The following is a 19700-nucleotide window of genomic DNA, read 5'->3' as shown; positions in this document are numbered from 1 at the left end:
CGACGCTATTCGGCACTTGGTGGAGCATCGGCAAGGCCGGCGGACGCGATCGGTGCCTGAGCTGGCTCTTGCTTGACCAGCCGGGCGGCGCGCTCGGTCAGGACCAAGCCGACCAACGAGGAGACGATGACAAGGACCACGGTCGCGTTCAGCATGGCCTGGTCGATCAGCCGTTGGCCGGACGCGTTCATCGTCGCGTACGCCACGAGCGCAACGGCCAGAGTCGCCGCGACTTGAGGAACGGTCAACGCAAACATCAGGTCCCGCTCCGGACGGCTATAGCCGAGCCATCGGCCGGCGGCCTCGGCGGCAAGCCACTTGCCGCCGAACAGGGCGGAAAGCACCCCCAGCACGAGCAAGGGCTGGTGGCTCAGCGTGCCAAAGAAGACCTTGAAGTCGACCAGGAAGCCGGCGGCAATGAAGAAGACCGGGATGAACAATGCCTGGCTCATGACCTCGAGCGAATCGTCGTGTTTCAATTCTCCGAACGCTCGCTTCAGGCTGACGCCCGCAAGAAAGGCGCCGATGATGCCTTCCATGCCGATCCATTCCGCGGCCTGCGCGGAAACGGCCATCGTCACGAGCATGATCAACGCGCTGGAAACGCGGCTCGTGCCGAAAGTCTTCAACAGGCGCTCGACAAGCCAGCTCAGGCCGATCAGGATCGCGGGCACGTAGATCGCGAGCCATGCGATGGTCTTGAGCACGCCGACCGGCTCGAAGCCCTGGACGTGGATCGGCACACAGATCGCAAGCACCAGGATCGACAGCATGTCGGTGAAGAGCGTCGCCCCCACGGTCACGACAGCCGCGTCCAGGCCCATCAATCCCCTGTCCTTGATGATGGGCAGTCCCAGCAGCGTGTGGGAGGCAAGGATGGCACCAATGACCGCGCATGCGTTGGCCGAGTAGCCGATCGTTGCCGCCATGCCGATCGCGAAGATGAAGGGAAAGGCGAATGTGAGAAGGCCGAAAGTCGCCGCCTTGTTTCGGGCTCGCTGAAACTGCGCGAAGTTCACTTCGAAGCCGGCGAAGAACATCAGCAGGAGCTTGCCGAGCTCGGCAAAGAAGCTGACGACCTTTCCATCCGGATTGAGGACAGAAAGCACGTTGGGGCCGAGAAGGACCCCGGCGAGAATGTATCCGACCGGACGAGGAAGATGCAGGCGCTCCATGAGGCTGGGCAGCACCAGCGTGAGCATCAACGTCAGCGCGAAGGACGTCAAAATCGGCAAATGGGAAAAGAATTCCAACGCACGCCCCCGCGTCAGATGCTGATCTGCGACGATATTACAGGGACTCTCGGCGGGATGGAACCGGGGGGCGCTAAGCTCCGGTTGGCTAATCGAGACCTCTGCACCATCCTGAGGCGCAGCCGCCACATTTGGCAGGGACAACCCGTCGCCCGTAGCACGCGATCAACGTGCGTTTCGCCTTGTGGCCGTGACGAAGCGGTCCAGCATCTCGTCCAGGATCGGCATTGAGGTCGCGAAGTTGAAGCGGACGAATTGCGGGCACGCAGGATCGAAGGTCTCGCCCGCGGAAAACCCTATCTTCGCGGCGTTCAGGAAATACTGAAACGCCGAGGCAGAGAGCTCGAGCCTGCTGCAGTCGAGCCATGTCAGATAGGTCGCCTCCGGCGCGTGAAAGCGAATCTGGGGTGCTTCCTTCGACAGCACTTCGGTGACGCGATTTCGCGCCTTGAGAAGATGGGCGAGCACAGCATCGAGCCAGGGCTGGCCTTCGGTCCAGGCGGCGATCGTGGCATCCGCACCGACGACATTGGCCGAGCCGGTCAGCCGCAGCGGAATCCGCTTGTGAAAGCGCTCCCGGAGCGCGGCGTTGCCGAACGCGATCACGGCGCAGCGGAGGCCCGGAATGTTGAAGCTCTTGGTCGCCGAATTGAGCGTGATGGTGCGGGCTGCGGCCTCGGCGCTGAGCGAGGCGAAGGGGATGTGCTCGTGACCGGGATAGACGAGGTCGGAGTGGATCTCGTCCGAGATCACGATCAGATCGTGCGCTTCCGCGAAATGGCTCAACGCGGTCAATTCGTCCCGCGTGAAGACGCGCCCCGTCGGATTTTGCGGATTGCAGAGGATGAAGATGCGGGTCCGTGCATCCACCAGCTTTTCCAGCTCGTCCATGTCGACGACATGGCGGCTGCCGTTGTCGCGCATCGCAAGGGGCAGCAGCCGGCGCTCCGTGGTCGTGATGGCATCTCGGAACGGCGGATAGTTCGGGACCTGGAGCACGATTCCGTCGCCGGGGTCGGAGAAGGCCAGGATCGGGGCGTAAGTCCCCTGGACGAGATCGGCCAGCGGCAGCACCAGGTCGGGTGACAACTCCCAGCCGTAGCGGGATTTCATCCTCGCGGAGAAGGCGATGGAGACACTGCGATCGGGCTTCTGTCCGTCGCGCATCGGATAGCCGTAGTCGCCGGCATGCACGATCTTCTCGATCGCCAGCTGGATCGGCGCGGCGACGGCGAAATCCATGTCGGCGACGAAGGCGGGCAAAACGCCCGGTTCGTACTGGTTCCATTTGGCGTTGCGGCGCGCCCGCAGAGCGGTCTCGGACAATTCGAAGTGGATCGGCTCGGGCTGGGGCATGGTGGCGGTCACAACGCTTTCAATGAGATCCGGGGACAGAAGGGGAGGAATGGGCAGCCTAGCCGAGATGACAGGCCACCGCATTGCCATTTGCGAGCTTGCGTAGTGCAGGATCGTCGGTCTTGCATTGCTCGACGGCGATCGGGCAGCGCATCCGAAACCGGCAGCCGCGTTCGGGAGTGCCCTGTCCGACCTCGCCGGCGAGAACCGTCGCTGGCTTGCTGTCTGGGCGGGCCGAGGGGATCGCGGCCAGCAGCGCGCGGGTGTAGGGATGACGCGGGTCGCGCCAAAGCGCGCGATGATCGGCGCTTTCGACAATGCGGCCGAGATACATCACCAGCACGCGGTCGGCAAAATAGCGCACCACCGACAGGTCGTGCGAAATGAAGAGATACGCCAGTCCGAGCTCCTTCTTCAGGTCCACCAGCAGATTGAGGATCTGGGCCTGGATCGACAGATCCAGCGCGGATACCGGCTCGTCGCAGACCAGGAGCTTCGGATTGAGAATCAGCGCCCGCGCGATTCCGATGCGCTGGCGCTGACCGCCGGAAAATTCATGCGGGTAGCGTTGCAGCGCCGACTGCGGAATGCTGATCTTGCCGGCGATGTCCAGCACCCGGCGCCGTCGCGCCTCCCGATCCTTGATGCCATGGACCTTCAGCGGCGTATCGAGAATGGTGCCGATGTTCTGGCGCGGATTGAGCGAGCCGAACGGATCCTGGAATACCATCTGAACGCGGCGCCGTAGCGGCTGCAGGGCATGTTCGCCGAGCTGGCTGATGTCCTCGCCATCCAGCCGGATGGCACCCGCGCTGGGACGCAGCAGACGCACCACGGTCTTGCCGAGCGTGGACTTGCCGCAACCGGATTCGCCGACCAGCCCGACCGTCTCGTGCTCCGCGACGTCGAGCGTCACGCCGTCGACGGCATGGAAAGTATGGCCGCGCGAGGTGTAGCTGGTGCGAAGATTCTCAACCGACAGCAACGGCATCGTGATGGCCTTCCGTGGCATGGAGTTGGCAGCACGCGACCGACCAGCCGCCGCGGATGATTCCGCCGCCGATCACCTCGAGAGCCGGCGGCGCGCGGTGACAGGCCGCCGCGACTTTTGGGCACCGCGGCGCGAATGCGCATCCGGTGGCGCCCGCCGCCGAGGCGATCGAGCCCTTGATCTCGGTCAGACGCCGCTCGGTGTAATGCGCGTCCTCGCCGACTGACGACGCCAGGAGGCCCTGGGAGTAGGGATGCTTCGGGTCGGAAAAGAATTCGGCGACGTCGGCTTGCTCGACAATCCGGCCGGCATACATCACGGCGACGCGGTCTGCCCATTGCGCGACGGCGCCGAGATCATGCGTGATCAGCAGCATGGCCATCGAGAGTTGGCGGCGCAGCGTGTTCAACAGCTCCATCACCTGAGCCTGGATCGTGACGTCGAGTGCGGTGGTCGGCTCGTCGGCGATCAGCAGCTGGGGATTGCAGGCGACTGCGATCGCGATCATCACGCGCTGACGCATGCCTCCGGAGAAGTGATGTGGAAACTGATCGAAGCGTCGCTGCGGCTCGGCGATTCCGACGAGATCGAGCAGTTCGAGCGCGCGCGCCTTGGCCTTGGCGCGCGACAAACCTTCGTGCCGCCGAATGATCTCGCAGATCTGTGTGCCGATCGTCAGCACGGGGTTCAGCGAGGTCATCGGCTCCTGCAGGATGATGGAAATGCCCTTGCCACGGATCCGGCGCAGCTCGCGCGCGGACACGGTCGCGAGGTCCTGGCCGTCGAACACGACCTGGCCGCCGAGGATCGCGGCCGTTGGCGGCAACAGTCGCAGAATCGAGAACGCGGTCAGTGATTTGCCGCAGCCGGACTCACCGACCAGCGCCATGGTCTTTCCGTGCTCGATCGCGAAAGTAATGCCGTGCACCGCGGTGCTCTGGGGAAAGCCGACCTTGAGGTCCAGCACTTCGAGAACCGGATGACGCCGCTGCGACGAATTCATCTGGCCCCCGATCGCGGATTGAGGATGTCAGTCAGGCGATCGCCGATGACGTTGATCGAGAGCACCGTGAGGACGATCGCAAGCCCTGGCAGCCCGCTGATATACCATTCGTTACGCAGCATGGTGCGGCCGCTGCCGATCAGGCTGCCCCAGCTGACCTGGTTGGGATCGCCGAGATTGAGGAACGAAAGCCCGGCCTCGGCAAGAATGCCGTTCGCAACCAGCACGGAGGTTGCGACCACCAGAGTCGGTAACGCGTTGGGCAGGATTTCACTGACGATAATGCGAGGCGTGCTGTATCCGAGCCCGCGCGCCGCCATCACGAAATCGGCGTCGCGCAACGCCATGAACTGCGAGCGCGCCAGTCGCGCGATCATCGGCCACGATGCGATGCCGATCGACAGCACGATCAGGAACACCGAGGGATCGCCGATTGCCAGAATGACGATCACCAGCAGAATCGCCGGGATGGTCTGGAACAGTTCGGTGACCCGGACGAGGATGTTGTCGATGATGCCGCCGAAATACCCGGCAAGGGCCCCGATTGTCGTACCGATGAAGAGGCCGATCAGCGCGGCAAAGATGCCGACCAGGAGTGAGACCCGCGCGCCGTGCACGATGCCGGCGGCGAGGTTTCGACCGAGTGCGTCGGTGCCGAGCGGAAATTCCCAATCCTGTCCGGGCCAGAGCAGGGGCGATCCGACCATATCGAGCGGATCGCCGGGGAAGATCACATTGGCGGCGACCGCGACCGCGATGACGCCGAGGAGCAGGAACGTGGCGACGCAAAGAAAAGGATCCCGAATCCAGTTGAGCAACAGGCGCCGTGCCGGGCTCGACACGGGCGGAGCGACGGTGCTCGCGGGCGAGGGCGATGCGCCGGATCTCTCAGCGACGGCGTCTGTCATGCATCATCTGCCAACGGTTGGAACTCACATTTCGATGCGCGGATCGAGCCACATCACGATCCAGTCGATGATGACATTGGTGACGATCACGACGATGCATGACAGGAGCAGGATGCCCAGCAGCACATTGAAGTCGCGCGCGACCAGCGAATCCATCGTGAGGCGGCCGAGCCCGGACCAGTTGAACACGGTCTCGACCACGACCGCGCCACTCAGAAGGTTGGCCAGATGCAAGCCGGCCACTGTCGTCACCGGGATCAGGGCGTTGCGCAGGGCGTGCCGGAATTGCAGCACCAGAGGGTGCAGGCCCTTGGCCGTCGCCGCGCGCATGAAATCCTGCCGCAGCACGTCGAGCATCGCAGCGCGGGTCAGGCGCGCATAGATTGCGATGAAGAATGTTGCCAGGGCGAAGGCGGGCAGGACCAGGTGCGCGGCGCGGTCGCGCACCATCGCGAGCCCCCTCAGCCCGACGCCAATCGTCTCGTTGCCTCCGGACGGCAGCCAGCCGAGCCGCGCCGAGAACAAGACGATCGCCATGAGGCCGATCCAGAATCCCGGTGCGGAATAGAACAGCAGCACGATCGTGGTGAGGAGGCGATCTGGCCATCTGTTGGCGAACGCAGCCATGATCCAGCCCAGCACGATGCCGCACGTCACCGCGATGACGAAGGCCGACAACATCAGCAGCAGCGTGTTCGGCAGGCGCTCCATGATCACCTGGATCACCGGTGTGCCGTAATTGCTCGACGTTCCCAGGTTGAGCGAGGCGACATTGATGACGTAGTTGATGAAGCGCGTCAGCAGCGACTGATCCAGCCCGAGTGTGCGGCGAAGCGCCGCCATCGTTTCCACGGTTGCGGATCCGGACGCGCCGGCGATTGCATCGGCGGCATCGCCGGGCATCAGATTGAGCAGCACAAAATTCAGGGCGATGATTCCCAGCATCGTCGGGATCGCCTGAACCGCGACGCGCTGAAACATCCGTCGGGCGGGGCCGAGTGCCATGCGTTTAACGTCTCCCTGCGCGGCCGCGCGGCGCCGGAATGCTTGCCGTGGTCATGCCGGAGCGCCCTCGACGACATGACGTTCGAGAAAGTCCAGCCGGTCCTGACCCCAATACAGTTCGCCGTCGAACACGTAAGTCGGCGATCCGAACACGCCGAGTTCGATCGCGCGGGTTCTGTTGTCCTGCCATTTCGCAGCCACTGCAGAGCTGCTTTCCGCGTCGAGCAGTCGCCGGCCGTCGTATCCCATCGCATCGGCGATCTCGCCCCGAACGGCCGGCGCGCCGATGTCTGCTGCGCGCTCCCAATATGCGCGCTGCAGGGCAAGCGAGAGCGCCAGCGCATCCTTTCCATCGACGTCTGCTGCGACGACCATTCTCGCGGCGGGTGTCGGATCCTTGATATCGATCGGCCGGTCCTGCTGCATGGCGATGCCGAGATGTCGGCTCCAGCGCCCGATCTCGGCGCGGCCGTATCGTTGGCGCGCTGCGGACTTGCGCTTCATCGGAATCCACCCGTGCTCATCGATGGTCGTGATCGGAAGCGGCTCGATCGTGACGTTGGTGCGCTGGCCCAAAGCGATCAGTCGTTCCAGGCCCAGATAGGCCCACGGTGAGCTGATGGAGAAGTAATATTCGATCGATTGGGGCATGTGGACCGAGAACCGGATGCGTTGGCTAGTCAGCTGACGATGAGTACTGCGGTATCGATCAATGTCGATCCCGCGCCGATGATTAGTGCAGATGGCCGCCTGCTTTGCCATCGCTTTCGGTGTCGCTTTGCTGGGTCTTTTGCAAAAGATCATTTCAAAAATGAAACTATTCATCGTGACGCCGCTCATGTCAGAAATTGCCGTGTGAGGAATGACGCCGTGGTTCGTGAGCGGTGCGACCTCGTGCCGCAATGATGGAGGGCGTGAGATCCATGAGCGAACCGAAGCTCAAACTGTCTGCCGATGTCGGCGGGACTTTCACCGACGTGGTTCTCGAGCATGGGGCGCAGCGTTGGACCGGCAAGGTGCTGACGACGCCGGCGTCGCCGGAAGAGGGCGTGCTGCGTGGTGTCGGGGAGATCCTGACGCGTGCCGGAAGATCGATTGCGGATGTCGACATCTTCGTTCACGGCACGACGCTCGCGACCAATGCGATCATCGAGCGTCGTGGCGCGAAGCTGGCACTGCTGACCACGGACGGGTTCCGGGACGTGCTCGAGATCGGCACGGAGAGCCGCTATGATCAATATGAGCTTGCGCTGATACGTCCCAAGCCGCTGGTCGAACGGCCGCTGCGCTTCACGATCCGCGAGCGCGTGGATGCTCGCGGCAAGATCCGTCTCGCTTTGAACGAAGCGGACGTGCGTGCCGTGGCGGAGCAGCTGGCGGCCCATGGGATCGAGAGCGTGGCGATCGCGTTCCTGCATTCCTATGCCAATCCGACGCATGAGAAGGCTGCCGCCGAGCTCTTGCGATCGGTCATCCCGGGCCTCTACGTCACGCTGTCGTCGGAGGTCTGCCCCGAGATCCGCGAATACGAGCGCGTATCGACCTCCGTCACCAATGCCTATGTGCAGCCGTTGATGGACAGCTATCTGGCGCGCATGAAGTCCAAGCTCGACACGATGGGCTTTCGCGGCGCGCTGTGCCTGATGACGTCGGGCGGCGGACTGACGTCGGTCGATACTGCACGCAAATTTCCGGTGCGACTGGTGGAATCCGGGCCGGCCGGCGGTGCGGTGTTCGCGGCCCAGGTGGCGGCGCGGCTCGGTGAGCGCAAGGTGTTGGCTTTCGACATGGGCGGCACAACGGCGAAGGTGTCGATCATCGACGAGTACAGGTCCGAGACTTCACGCGTGTTCGAAGTGGATCGCGCCGCGCGGTTCCTCAAGGGCAGTGGTCTGCCGGTCCGCATTCCGGTCATCGAGATGGTTGAAATCGGCGCCGGCGGCGGGTCGCTCGCACGGCTCGACAATCTGAAGCGTGTGACGGTGGGCCCCGAGAGCGCCTCTTCGGTGCCCGGACCTGTTTGCTACAATATAGGCGGATCAAATCCCGCGGTGACCGACGCGGACGTCGCGCTCGGTTTGATCGATCCGGCGACGTTCGCCGGCGGCACCATCAAGCTCTATCCCGATCTTGCCAAGACTGCGCTTCAGAGCGCCATAGGTGAACCTTTGGGGTTGGACGCCGAGATGGCGGCCTACGCGGTCTATGAGATGGTCTGCGAGAACATGGCAAGCGCGGCGCGGGTTCATACCGTCGAGCGCGGAGTGGTCGCCAGCAACCATACTGTGATCGCGTTTGGAGGCGCCGCGCCCCTGCACGTGGCTCGGGTGGCCGAAAAGATCGGCGCGCAGCGGGTCATCGTGCCTCCGAACGCCGGCGTCGGGTCGGCGGTCGGGTTCCTGGCCGCGCCGATCTCGTACGAGATGGTCAAGACCAAATACATGCGACTCGAGAGTTTCGACGCAGCAGCCGCGACGGAACTGCTGGCTGCCATGTCGCGTGACATCCGCGCCTGGGTCGAGCCGGCGGCGCAAGGGGAGCCCGTCGCGGAGCGGCGGGTCGCCTTCATGCGCTATGTCGGGCAGGGACACGAGATCGCGGTCGAATTGCCGCTGCGCGATCTCGATGCGACCGACACCGTGGCGTTACGTGCGCGGTATGAAGCGGATTACGAGAAGCTGTTCCGCCGCGCGATCCCGGCGGCGGCGATCGAGATCATGGCCTGGTCCGTCAACGTCTCGACGATTTCGCGATTGCCCGAGCAGGTCAAGGACGTCTCGCAATTCTCCTCGGCTCAGGCCGGCGAAAGCATTCGCATCTTCGACGGCAAGGCCGGCAAGCCGATCGACGTGTCGCGTTATCGCCGCGACAAGCTCCCGGTCGGGGCTCGTCTGGCTGGCCCGGCGATCATCGCCGAGGAAGAGACATCGACTTTCATCACCGAAAGCTTCGATGCCTGGATCGACAGCCTTGGGTCGATCGTGATGGAACGCAAGGGCATGAACGCGTGAGCAAGCCAGGTCTCAACGTCATCGACAAGCAGATCATGTGGAGCCGACTGATTGCGGTCGTCGAGGAGCAGGCACAGACCCTGCAGCGCACCGCTTTCAGCACCATCGTGCGCGAGTCCGGCGATCTTGCGGCCGGCGTGTTCGACGCGGAAGGGCGCATGCTGGCGCAGGCCGTGACCGGCACGCCAGGTCACATCAATTCGATGGCGCTCGCGGTGGGCCATGTCATCAACCAGTATCCGGCGCACGGCATGCAGCCCGGTGACGTCTTCATCCACAACGATCCCTGGCTGGGGACCGGGCATACCAACGATATCTCGCTGACGACGCCATGCTTTCGCGGCGACGAACTGGTTGGCTTTCTTGCTTGCAACAGCCATCTGATGGACATCGGCGGCCTGCGAGACATGTCCGCGTCGACCGACGTCTTCATGGAAGGGCTGTACCTGCCGATTCTCAAGCTGGTCGATGGCGGCGTGCTCGACGAATCGCTGATGGCGGTGATCCGTGCCAACACGCGCCAGCCCATGGAGACGATCGGCGACGTCTATTCGCTGATGAACTGCAATGACGTCGGCTGCACCCGTCTTCTCGAGATGATGGACGAGTTCGGGCTCGAGGAACTCGACGAACTCGCCGAGCACATCATCAGTACCTCGCGCGAGGCGGTCAGGGCGGAGATCGCGAAGCTGCCGCGGGGCACGTGGCGGACCTCGATCATGGTCGACGGGCACGCGGATCCGATCGAACTGACGGCGGCCCTGACTGTGTCTGACGGCAACATCCACGTCGATTACACCGGCTCGTCGGGAATGACCCGGCATAACTTCAACGTGCCGTATTGCTACACGCTGGCCTATACGTCCTATGCGCTCGGTTGCATCATCGCGCGCGATATTCCCAACAATGCCGGTTCGCTGGAGCCGCGGACGGTGTCGGCTCCGGAAGGCTCGATCGTCAACGCCATCAAGCCGGCCGCCGTGGTCGCCCGCCATCTGATCGGGTTGATGCTGCCAGATCTCGTGTTCGGCTGTCTGCGGCAGGCCATCCCGGATCGCGTGCCGGCTGAGGGCGCTGGCGTGCTGTGGAACATCGGTGCCAGCGGTCCGAAATCGAGCCCGGCGCGCTTCGGCGAGGAGTTCATGGTCGGGGTGGTGACGACCGGCGGCATGGGCGCGCTGCCGTTCCGCGACGGTCTTTCGGCAACCGGATTTCCGAGCGGTGTGCGCGGCGGTCCGATCGAGATCTTCGAATCCATGTCCACGGTCATCGTCTGGCGGAAGGAATACAGGCAAGACTCCGGTGGGGCCGGACGGACGCGCGGAGGTCTAGGGCAGGCGATCGAGATGCAGAACGGAATCGACGAGCCGTTCTATTTCAATTGCGCGTTCGAGCGCATCAAATTCGCGCCGCGCGGGTTCGATCGCGGTCTGGACGGTGCCGCCGGTTATGTCGGCTTGTCCTCCGGCAGGAAGCTGCCGGGCAAGGGGCGCCATCTGGTGCCGGTCGGCGAGCGCGTGATCATTTCATCGCCCGGCGGCGGCGGCATCGGAGATCCGCGCACGAGGGAGCGAGCCCTGGTCGAGGCGGATCTCGCAAACGGGCTGATCTCGCAGGATGCCGCGCGCAAGCTCTATGGGCTCGACGTGGCGCGGCCGGAGCCGCAACTGGTCGAGGCTGCGAAATAATGCAGGCAAGGATGGGCCAATGAGCACCAGTCTCATCGACAAGCAGATCATGTGGAGCCGCCTGATTGCGGTGGTGGAGGAACAGGCGCAGGCGCTGCAGCGCACCGCGTTCAGCACCATCGTCCGTGAATCCGGCGATCTCGCTGCCGGTGTGTTCGACGCCAAGGGACGCATGCTGGCCCAGGCCGTGACCGGAACGCCGGGTCATATCAACTCGATGGCGCTGGCAGTCGGCCATGTGATCGATCACTACCCGATCCAGACCATGCAGCCCGGCGACGTCTTCATCCACAACGATCCCTGGATGGGCACCGGGCACACCAACGACATCTCGCTGACCACGCCATGCTTTCGCGGTGACGAACTGGTCGGATTCCTGGCCTGCAACAGCCATCTGATGGACATTGGCGGGCTGGTCGACCGGCACAGCTCGACCGACGTCTTCATGGAGGGGCTGTATCTGCCCATTCTCAAGATCGTCGATGGGGGCGTGCTGAACGAATCCCTGATGGCGGTGATCCGCGCGAATACGCGCCAGCCGGTCGAGACCGTCGGCGACGTCTATTCGTTGATGAATTGCAACGACGTGGGCTGCCTGCGTCTTCTGGAGATGATGAACGAGTTCGCGCTCGAAGACCTCGATGAACTCGCAGACCACGTCATCGATGCCTCGCGCGCCGCGGTGAAGGCGCAGATCGCAAAACTTCCCAAAGGCACCTGGCATGCTTCGCTGGCACTGGACGGGCAGGGCGAGGCGATCGAACTGAAGGCCGCGCTCACCATCTCCGATGATCGCATTCACGTCGACTACACCGGCACGGTCGGCATGACCCGGCACAATTTCAACGTGCCGTATTGCTACACGCTGGCCTATACGTCCTACGCGCTCGGCTGCATCATTGCCCGCGACATTCCCAACAACGCCGGTTCGCTGGAGCCGCGCACCATCTTCGCGCCGGAAGGCTGCATCCTCAACGCCATCAAGCCGGCGGCGGTGATCTCCCGCAGCCAGGTCGGCCTGATGCTGCCGGACCTGGTGTTCGGCTGCCTGCGCCAGGCCATTCCGGACCGGGTGCCTGCGGAGGGCGCCTGCGCACTGTGGAACATCACGATCATGGGACCGCGCACCAGCCCGGCCAGGGTTGACGAGCGCTTTCAGGTTCAGATCACCACGACCGGCGGCATGGGGGCGCTGCCGTTCCGCGACGGCATGTCCGCAACCGGCTTTCCGAGCGGCGTGCGCGGTGGCTCGGTCGAAATCTTCGAATCGATGTCCACGGTGATCGTCTGGCGCAAGCATTACCGGCAGGATTCCGGGGGCGCGGGTCGCACGCGAGGTGGTCTCGGCCAGGTCATCGAGATCGAGAACACCATCGACGAGACGTTCCTCTACAACACGACCTATGAGCGGGTCGACCATCCGGCGCGCGGCGTCGATGGCGGGGACTTCGGCGCGGCCGGCATCATCCGGCTGCGGTCCGGCGCGAGGCTCGCGGGCAAGGGGCAGCACCGGATTCCGGCCGGCGACCGCGTCATCATCATGTCGCCCGGCGGCGGCGGCGTCGGCGATCCCAGGACACGCGAGCGTGCGATGATCGAGGTTGATCTCGCCCACGAGCTGATCTCTGCAGAGGCCGCCCGAGAACTTTACGGCCTGGAGCTCCCAGCGGCAGCGGAATAGCGATCGTTCCAGCGCAAATCGAGCAACCGAGGAGTGGAAAATTGGGGCAGATGAATCCAGATCGGCGTACCGTACTTGCAGGACTCTGCTCGCTGCCGGCCTTGGGCCTTGGAACGGTCATCGACCCGCGGGTCGCACGCGCAGCGAGCGGTCCGCAGAAGGGCGGCGTGCTGACCATCGTGCAGTATGGCGATCCGCCCGCGCTGCTCTCGCTGGTCAATACGGCGAGCCTCGTGCTGAGCCCCCGGATCACGGAGGGCCTGCTTCAGTTCGATCTCGACATGAAGCCGCAGCCGTTGCTCGCGACCGCATGGGACGTCGCTGCGGACGGCCTCACCTATACCTTCACCTTGCGCCAGGGCGTCAAATGGCATGACGGCCAGGAGTTCACCTCCGAGGACGTCGCCTTCTCGATCTCGGTCTTGAAGAAGCTGCATCCGCGCGGCCGGACGACCTTCGGTCAGGTCAAGGCGATCGAGACGCCGGACAAATACACGGTCGTTCTCAGGTTGGAAAAGCCGACGCCATATCTGTTGACGGCGATGTCATCGGCAGAATCGCCGATCGCACCGAAACATCGTTACGGCGATGCCGATCCGCTGGTTCATGCCAATAACACTGCGCCGATCGGTACCGGTCCCTATATGTTCAAGGAATGGGTGCGTGGCAGTCACGTCATCCTGGATCGCAATCCGAACTACTGGAACAAGGATCTGCCGTATATCGACCGGATCGTCTCGCGCTTCATTCCCGATCCGGCTGCGCGCACCGTCGCCTTCGAGGTCGGTGACGTCGATCTCGGCTACCGGACGCCGGTCCCGTATCGCGACGTCGATCGGCTGAAGGCGAACCCCAAGATCAGTTTTGACGAGAAAGGCTACGAATACGATCCGCCGAACATCATCATCCTCGAAGCCAATCTGGACAACGACTATCTCAAAGACCTCAAGGTGCGGCAGGCCATTGCTCACTGCATCAACCGGGAGGCGATCTGCAAAATCGTGTTCTTCGGCAACGCCATTCCTTCGGCCGCACCGGTCGTGCCGTACCACAAGGAATTTCACAGCGTTCAGCCGACGCCCTATCCGTTCGATGTTGCTGCCGCGAACAAACTGCTCGACGAAGCCGGATACAAGCGCCAGGGCGGCGGCATGCGATTTACCCTGACGCTGGACTACACCAGCGAAGAGCAGCGTGTGCTCGCCGAATTCCTCCGGGCAGCGGTCGGACGCGCGGGGATCGGCGTCGAGCTTCGCGGCCAGGACATGGGCACGCTCGTCAAGCGCGTCTACACCGACCGGGGGTTCGCGCTCCATCTCGCGTCGATCAGCAATCTGTTCGACCCGCAAGTGGGCGTGCAGCGCCTCTACTGGTCAAAGAACTACATCAAGGGCGTGCCGTTTTCCAACGGGACGCGTTACAGCAATCCCGAGGTCGACGAGCTGCTCGAGGCTTCGGCGGTGTCGCTCGATAAGGCGGACCGTATCGCGAAATGGAAGAAGATCCAGGAGATCGTGATGCGCGACGTGCCCAATTTCCCGATCGCACAGCCCTCCTGGCTGACCATCAGCCAAGCCAAGATCAAGGATCATACCACCGATGCCGAGGGGTTTGAAGGAACCATGGCGCGCGTCTACATCGCAACGTGACGTCGATTGAGAGGATCGGGACCTGCCGATGAAGAGTGCCTCTTCATCGCGCATGGCGCGTGCTGCAAGAGCAACTGCAAGATTTGCAGGCGACCTGAAGACGTGACGGCCTGGGCGCGCGTCCGCGAATGCGATCGGAGCGCCGATAGATTGGCGCTGTCCGGGATCGGCGCCTGGTATCCCACCGCGGTGAGTGCATGGCACACGACTTGCTTAGCTCCTTCAACAACGGAGAAAGGGAGAGGAGGGTTCCAGAGCAAGAGGTGGCAATGCGGAATGTTGATTCAAGCGCCAGATCGTCGATCGATGTCGACCGACTAAATCTGATTGCTTCGTTTGTATCGGTGGCCGAGCATCTGAGCTTCATCGCCGCCGCGAACGTGATCGGCACTTCGCCTTCGACGGTGAGCAGGAAAGTGTCGCGGCTGGAGGACGCGTTGGGATTGCGCCTGTTCGAGCGCACCACGCGGCGGGTCGCGTTGACCGAAGCCGGGCGCCTCTATCACGCACAATGCGTGCAGATATTCAATCATCTGGCCGATGCGGATGCGATGATCGCATCGCTGAATTCCGAACCGAGTGGACTGCTGCGTGTCAGCTTTCCGGTTGCATTCGGTCGGCTCAAGCTGTCCGAGATCATCAGCGAATTCCTTGACGCTTATCCGAAGGTCCGGGTTGAAGCCAACTATACCGATCGCTTCGTTGATCTGATCGAAGAATCCTACGATGCGGTGGTGCGGATCGGCAGCCTGCCCGACTCCACGCTCATCGCCCGCAAGATTTCCGACAATCGCCGGTTCGTCGTTGCATCGCCCTGTTACCTTGAGCGGCATGGCACGCCGAAGGAGCCGTCAGAGCTGGCCTCGCATCATTGTCTCAGCTTCAGCCACTACTCCGCGTCGGGCAGCGTCTGGCGCTTCAAGCGCGAGGATCGGATTGACGAAGTGAAGGTGTCCGGGGAGTTTCGATCCGACAATTCTGAAGCGATCTATGAGACCACGCTACGTCATCGCGGGATCGGTCTGGTCGCGAGTTATCTTTGCCATGAGAGTATCGAGAAGGGCGATCTGGTCCATTTGCTGCCGGAATGGACGAGCGTGCCCGAAGCGGGGGTCTACGTTGCCTACAGCAGCAGCAAGCATCTGGCGCCAAAGGTCAGGGTATTCTCGGATTTCCTGGTACAAAAATTGAAGCATGTACCCTGGTGACTGAGACGAGATTGGATCCGGTCGCGCGACGCTGCGCTCGGACAGCCGGATCCGTCACGGATGAGTCGTTGTCACTGCGGTACCAGACCGCGGTTGACCCGCGACTGAACGCCAACCAGGCCCTCGAGCTAGCGCTTCTGATTGCCGAGATGGCCAGGACAGAGCGTATCGCTGGCAAGCAGCTTCGAATGGAGGGAGGCCGCTCGGAGGGCAGGACGCATGAGAAGGCTCTGAATTGTCAGAACGGGCTCTGAGCCCGTAAGGCAAATTCGAAGACTTCCAAGCTGAATACGAGAGTTCGAACCCTCCACCCGCACCAATGATCTCGCGCGATTGCGCTCGCTGCCCCGCAGCTCTCGTCAGAGCACGACATCCCGGTTGACGTTCTTGTACAGGAGATAGACCGACTGGCTCGAGCCGGTGGGATAGAATTGCTGCGGACAGAACGAACCCATCCAGATGAAGTCATCGACCCAGATTTCGTGCCAGCTATTGCCGAGATAATACAGGCCTTGCCCCTCCAGCATGAACAATCCGTGCTCCATGATGTGGGTCTCGACGGCCGGAAAGCAGACGCCGGGCTGGAAGAACATCAGGTTCATCTCGAAATCGAACCGCAGGTCGCCCATCGGCAGCAGGTGCTTGAAGCCGCGGCCCTGGAGTCCGGTGTGGTTCGTCATCGGCATCGCTTGCTGCTGGCCGATGATGGCCGCCGGTGCCGCGATGTCCTCGGCCGTTTCATAGCGTTTCTTGAGCGCGAGAACGCGAGCAGGCGCGGTGGGAGGGCAGGACATCGTGAATGACGTGCCCGGCGGAACATAGGCAAAGCCACCTTCGGTCAGCGAGGTCGGGGCTTCGGCGCCGAGGGTGAAGTTGACGGCGCCCGACACGACGTAGAAGAAATGCTGAAGGTCGACGCAGATCGGCCGGGCCGTGCCGCCCGAGGGCTCGATCTCCAGCATGAACTGGGCAAACTCGGCGCCGAGCGACGGCGCGGCCAGAAAGCGCACGGTCGTTGACGACCACGCCGGCAGCCGGCTCTTCAGGACGCCTTCAGGCGGCACGAACGCGAAATTGCGGCCGACGGCCGCGCGGCTGTGGCCGATCGCGCCGGGACGAACGACGCCGGGTTGGGCAGGCAGATCGGTGGGATGCATCTCGGAGTCCTCAGTCAATCCGCAACAGCGCGCAGCCGCGAAGAGTCGGCGGAAGACCGGATCGATGCGACGCGTGCGAACGTGGTGTGGTTCATACCGGCTCCAGTTTGATAGTTGAGGGCGTGATGTCCCGCAACGGCGGTTGGGCGATGCCCGCCATGCCGGGTTGACCCCGGCGGCCGTTCTGTCAAAGAAGGCGGGGCTCGGTCGGAATTCGAGCCGCCGCCCCCTTGGACGGCGTCGGGAGCAGGTAGCGGACATGTCTGAGCGGATCGCTCTCATCACTGGCGTGACCGGCCAGGACGGCGCCTATCTCGCCGAATATCTGCGCTCGCCTTGTGGCAAAGCAGGACGCCGGCCGTGGCAAACGCAACCTTTGAGCTGAGAGGCAAGAGCGTCTACGTCGCCGGCCATCGCGGCATGGTCGGCAGCGCGATCGCGCGCCGGTTGATGCGGGAAGACGTCAAGCTCGTCACGGTGGACCGGCGCGAGGTCGATCTGCGCAACCAGGCCGCCGTGTTCGACTGGTTCGCGAGGACGCGGCCGCAGGTGATCTTCCTTGCCGCCGCCAAAGTCGGCGGCATCGTCGCCAACGACACGCTGCGCGCCGAGTTCATCTACGACAACATCGCGATCGCGGCGAATGTGATTGAGGCCGCCCATCGGAACGGCGCCGAGAAGCTGATGTTTTTGGGTTCCTCCTGCATCTATCCGAAGCTGGCGCCGCAGCCGCTGCGCGAGGATTCGGTCTTGACCGGTCCGCTGGAGCCGACCAACGAGCCCTATGCGATCGCCAAGATCGCGGGCATCAAGATGGTCGAGGCCTATCGCAGCCAGTACGGATGCGACTTCATCAGCGTGATGCCGACCAATCTCTACGGCCCCGGCGACAATTATCATCCTGAACTGAGCCACGTCGTTGCCGCGCTGATCCGGCGTTTCCACGAGGCGAAGCTGTCTGGTGCTAAAAACGTCGTCGTGTGGGGCACCGGCACGCCGCGGCGCGAGTTCCTCTATGTCGACGACATGGCGGATGCCTGCGTGCACCTGATGAAGACCTATTCCGGCGCAGAGCTGGTCAACATAGGCACCGGCGAGGACATCACCATCGCCGAGTTCGCGCGTGTCGTGGCCGAGATCGTCGGTTACAGCGGCAAGATCAGCTTCGACACGACGCGCCCCGATGGAACGCCGCGCAAGCTGCTCGACGTCAGCCGTCTCGAGCGGCTCGGCTGGCGCGCGACGACTTCGCTGCACGATGGATTGACGCGTGCCTACGCGGCGTATCAGGCCGACGTGAAAGGGTGACTGCGCCCCATCCGCAGTCGTGCAATCTCGAGATTCCAGTTGACGTATAAGCATCCAGGGGTTGTATTGATCCTTAGGGCATGAATTTGCGGGAGGGGAGGCCCACCTGTCACTCCGCGCGACCGCATGCGTGATGACGGCCCGTCCGGCTGGACCAGTGGCGAGTGAGGTGAGGTCATGGTGATCGCGTCAACCTGGGACACCGCGAGAGCCGATTATCGCGCCATCATCAACGAATGGCACGTGGTCCGCCGAAGCGAGGAAGTCGCGGAAGACGCCATCGTGCCGGCGTGCCTGCTTGGCGAGGATATCATCCTGTGGCGCCATGACGGCGAGGTTCACGCCTGGAAGGACTATTGCCGTCATCGCGGTGCGCGCTTGTCGCTCGGCTGGGTGAAGGACGGCTGCGTCGTCTGCCCCTACCATGGCTGGGAATACGGCACCGATGGAGCCTGCCGCCGTTACCCGGCCCATCCGACGACCCGGCCGACAAGCCGAGCCGCTGCATTCCGCCATCACGCGGTCGAGCGGTATGGATACATCTGGGTCTGCATGGGCAATCCAGTCGCCGCTGTTCCTCCGTTTCCCGTTTGGGAGGATGCGAGCTATCGCAAGGTCCAGGCCGGGCCATACTATTACAACGCAAATGCCCTTCGTGCCGTGGAGAACTTCCTCGATCCGGCGCACTTCCCGTTCGTGCACGCCAACCTGAATGGCAACCCCGATGATCCCGACGAACTCGTGGATTACGATGTCGTGCTGACGGATGAAGGCTTGCGCACGAGCGAAATCACCTTGTTTCAGCCCTACGGCGATCATCGCGGCATTCCCATCAATGCGGTCTATCATTACTACTGCTTCCGCCCCACGACGGCTTATTTCAACAAGAAGACCGGGGAGGTTGAGCGCTTCTGTACGTTCATGGCCGTCACGCCGGTCGATCTGGAAAATTGCGTGCTGCATCTGACCGCGGCGATCAACTATGGCTTTGACGTCGCCGTCGAGCAGATCGTGGCGCGCCTGGACAAGGTGTACGAACAGGATCGCGTGATCGTCGAGTCGCAACGCCCGAAGACTTTGCCGCTTCATCCCAAGGACGAGATCCACTTGAGAAGCGATCTTCTCGGCGTGGAGTATCGCCGCTGGCTTCGTGCCTTGGCGGGCGATGGACCCGATGCCGGATCGGCGCAAGAGCCGGCGGCCGAGGGCGCGGTCGCAAACTGAGTGATCGGGCGAAGCGCAACGCGCGTGACGTTGAAGACGGCGCTTTGAGCGCAGCGGGCTTCAAACGTTCCATCGCGTAAAATAACATCATGTTAGGTTTATCGAATAACTGGGTAATTGTGTTAGCCCGGCGATGGCCTATTGTCGCGACCAATCAGACACCTATCGGCAGTGACAAGCGCGCGGAGAACTCCGCAGAGCGCCCGGAGATTGCTGCCCAATTGTCAACGAAGCCCGCCAACGGGACGTCAGAAAAAA

At 63.0% G+C, this 19700-nt stretch carries 16 protein-coding genes; 8 read left to right on the top strand and 8 right to left on the bottom strand.

Annotation, left to right across the window (positions count from 1 at the left end):
- Positions 1-5 precede the first annotated feature (5 nt).
- The 7 genes from VGR99_RS26190 to VGR99_RS26160 form a co-directional block, all read right to left on the bottom strand.
- Positions 6-1253, bottom strand: a complete 1248-nt coding sequence (locus VGR99_RS26190) for a cation:proton antiporter (protein WP_326902574.1) — start codon at positions 1251-1253, stop codon at positions 6-8.
- A gap of 165 nt (positions 1254-1418) precedes the next feature.
- A complete protein-coding gene (locus tag VGR99_RS26185) occupies positions 1419-2621 on the bottom strand; it encodes a PatB family C-S lyase (protein ID WP_326902572.1) in 1203 nt (400 codons plus the stop codon).
- Between the two features lie 46 nt (positions 2622-2667).
- Positions 2668-3600 carry an oligopeptide/dipeptide ABC transporter ATP-binding protein gene (locus VGR99_RS26180; protein ID WP_326902570.1) on the bottom strand — a complete coding sequence of 311 codons (933 nt, stop codon included), beginning with the start codon at positions 3598-3600 and terminating at the stop codon, positions 2668-2670.
- Positions 3581-4603, bottom strand: coding sequence for an ABC transporter ATP-binding protein (locus VGR99_RS26175; RefSeq protein WP_326902568.1), 1023 nt, complete (start codon positions 4601-4603; stop codon positions 3581-3583). Before VGR99_RS26175 ends, VGR99_RS26180 begins: the two co-directional genes overlap by 20 nt.
- Positions 4600-5511, bottom strand: a complete 912-nt coding sequence (locus VGR99_RS26170) for an ABC transporter permease (protein ID WP_326902566.1) — start codon at positions 5509-5511, stop codon at positions 4600-4602. Before VGR99_RS26170 ends, VGR99_RS26175 begins: the two co-directional genes overlap by 4 nt.
- Before the next feature lie 24 nt (positions 5512-5535).
- Complete coding sequence (locus VGR99_RS26165; protein WP_326902564.1) at positions 5536-6516, bottom strand: ABC transporter permease; 981 nt, start codon at positions 6514-6516, stop codon at positions 5536-5538.
- Between the two features lie 51 nt (positions 6517-6567).
- Positions 6568-7356: a 2-hydroxychromene-2-carboxylate isomerase gene (locus tag VGR99_RS26160; protein WP_326902563.1), complete on the bottom strand. Its 789-nt coding sequence runs from the start codon at positions 7354-7356 to the stop codon at positions 6568-6570.
- 83 nt (positions 7357-7439) lie between these two features.
- Here VGR99_RS26160 and VGR99_RS26155 point away from each other — a divergent pair, with 83 nt between their 5' ends.
- From VGR99_RS26155 to VGR99_RS26130, 6 genes are all read left to right on the top strand, one after another.
- The gene (locus tag VGR99_RS26155) at positions 7440-9527 is read left to right on the top strand and encodes a hydantoinase/oxoprolinase family protein (RefSeq protein WP_326902562.1); all 2088 of its coding nucleotides are present in this window, start codon (positions 7440-7442) and stop codon (positions 9525-9527) included.
- Positions 9524-11215 carry a hydantoinase B/oxoprolinase family protein gene (locus VGR99_RS26150; protein WP_326902560.1) on the top strand — a complete coding sequence of 564 codons (1692 nt, stop codon included), beginning with the start codon at positions 9524-9526 and terminating at the stop codon, positions 11213-11215. The genes VGR99_RS26155 and VGR99_RS26150 overlap by 4 nt, the downstream gene beginning before the upstream one ends.
- 19 nt (positions 11216-11234) lie before the next feature.
- The gene (locus VGR99_RS26145; RefSeq protein ID WP_326902557.1) at positions 11235-12896 is read left to right on the top strand and encodes a hydantoinase B/oxoprolinase family protein; all 1662 of its coding nucleotides are present in this window, start codon (positions 11235-11237) and stop codon (positions 12894-12896) included.
- A 50-nt stretch (positions 12897-12946) separates the two neighbouring features.
- Positions 12947-14545: an ABC transporter substrate-binding protein gene (locus VGR99_RS26140; RefSeq protein ID WP_326902554.1), complete on the top strand. Its 1599-nt coding sequence runs from the start codon at positions 12947-12949 to the stop codon at positions 14543-14545.
- 269 nt (positions 14546-14814) lie between these two features.
- Complete coding sequence (locus tag VGR99_RS26135) at positions 14815-15753, top strand: LysR family transcriptional regulator (protein WP_326902552.1); 939 nt, start codon at positions 14815-14817, stop codon at positions 15751-15753.
- On the top strand, positions 15750-16007 hold the full coding sequence (locus VGR99_RS26130) for a 3-deoxy-7-phosphoheptulonate synthase (protein WP_326902550.1): 258 nt from the start codon (positions 15750-15752) through the stop codon (positions 16005-16007). The genes VGR99_RS26135 and VGR99_RS26130 overlap by 4 nt, the downstream gene beginning before the upstream one ends.
- A gap of 105 nt (positions 16008-16112) precedes the next feature.
- On the opposite strand, the gene allE is transcribed toward VGR99_RS26130, so the two are convergent.
- Positions 16113-16910, bottom strand: coding sequence for a (S)-ureidoglycine aminohydrolase (gene allE / locus VGR99_RS26125; protein ID WP_326902549.1), 798 nt, complete (start codon positions 16908-16910; stop codon positions 16113-16115).
- A 360-nt stretch (positions 16911-17270) separates the two neighbouring features.
- Here allE and fcl point away from each other — a divergent pair, with 360 nt between their 5' ends.
- Together fcl and VGR99_RS26115 are read left to right on the top strand one after the other, a co-directional pair.
- On the top strand, positions 17271-18218 hold the full coding sequence (gene fcl / locus VGR99_RS26120; RefSeq protein WP_326902547.1) for a GDP-L-fucose synthase: 948 nt from the start codon (positions 17271-17273) through the stop codon (positions 18216-18218).
- A gap of 177 nt (positions 18219-18395) precedes the next feature.
- On the top strand, positions 18396-19442 hold the full coding sequence (locus tag VGR99_RS26115; RefSeq protein ID WP_326902545.1) for an aromatic ring-hydroxylating dioxygenase subunit alpha: 1047 nt from the start codon (positions 18396-18398) through the stop codon (positions 19440-19442).
- The last annotated feature ends 258 nt before the right edge of the window (positions 19443-19700 follow it).

Source organism: Bradyrhizobium sp. (assembly GCF_035935975.1).
Classification (GTDB): domain Bacteria; phylum Pseudomonadota; class Alphaproteobacteria; order Rhizobiales; family Xanthobacteraceae; genus Bradyrhizobium.
Note: the sequence above shows the minus strand (reverse complement) of the source record. Positions and strands in the feature narration are given on the sequence as shown.

Coding starts and splice junctions, on each gene's coding strand:
- VGR99_RS26140 (WP_326902554.1), top strand. CDS start 12,947: ATGAATCCAGATCGGCGTACCGTACTTGCAGGACTCTGCTCGCTGCCG.
- VGR99_RS26115 (WP_326902545.1), top strand. CDS start 18,396: ATGGTGATCGCGTCAACCTGGGACACCGCGAGAGCCGATTATCGCGCC.
- VGR99_RS26170 (WP_326902566.1), bottom strand. CDS start 5,511: ATGACAGACGCCGTCGCTGAGAGATCCGGCGCATCGCCCTCGCCCGCG.
- allE (WP_326902549.1), bottom strand. CDS start 16,910: ATGCATCCCACCGATCTGCCTGCCCAACCCGGCGTCGTTCGTCCCGGC.
- VGR99_RS26135 (WP_326902552.1), top strand. CDS start 14,815: ATGCGGAATGTTGATTCAAGCGCCAGATCGTCGATCGATGTCGACCGA.
- VGR99_RS26175 (WP_326902568.1), bottom strand. CDS start 4,603: ATGAATTCGTCGCAGCGGCGTCATCCGGTTCTCGAAGTGCTGGACCTC.
- VGR99_RS26160 (WP_326902563.1), bottom strand. CDS start 7,356: ATGAGCGGCGTCACGATGAATAGTTTCATTTTTGAAATGATCTTTTGC.
- VGR99_RS26155 (WP_326902562.1), top strand. CDS start 7,440: ATGAGCGAACCGAAGCTCAAACTGTCTGCCGATGTCGGCGGGACTTTC.
- VGR99_RS26165 (WP_326902564.1), bottom strand. CDS start 6,516: ATGGCACTCGGCCCCGCCCGACGGATGTTTCAGCGCGTCGCGGTTCAG.
- VGR99_RS26180 (WP_326902570.1), bottom strand. CDS start 3,600: ATGCCGTTGCTGTCGGTTGAGAATCTTCGCACCAGCTACACCTCGCGC.
- VGR99_RS26145 (WP_326902557.1), top strand. CDS start 11,235: ATGAGCACCAGTCTCATCGACAAGCAGATCATGTGGAGCCGCCTGATT.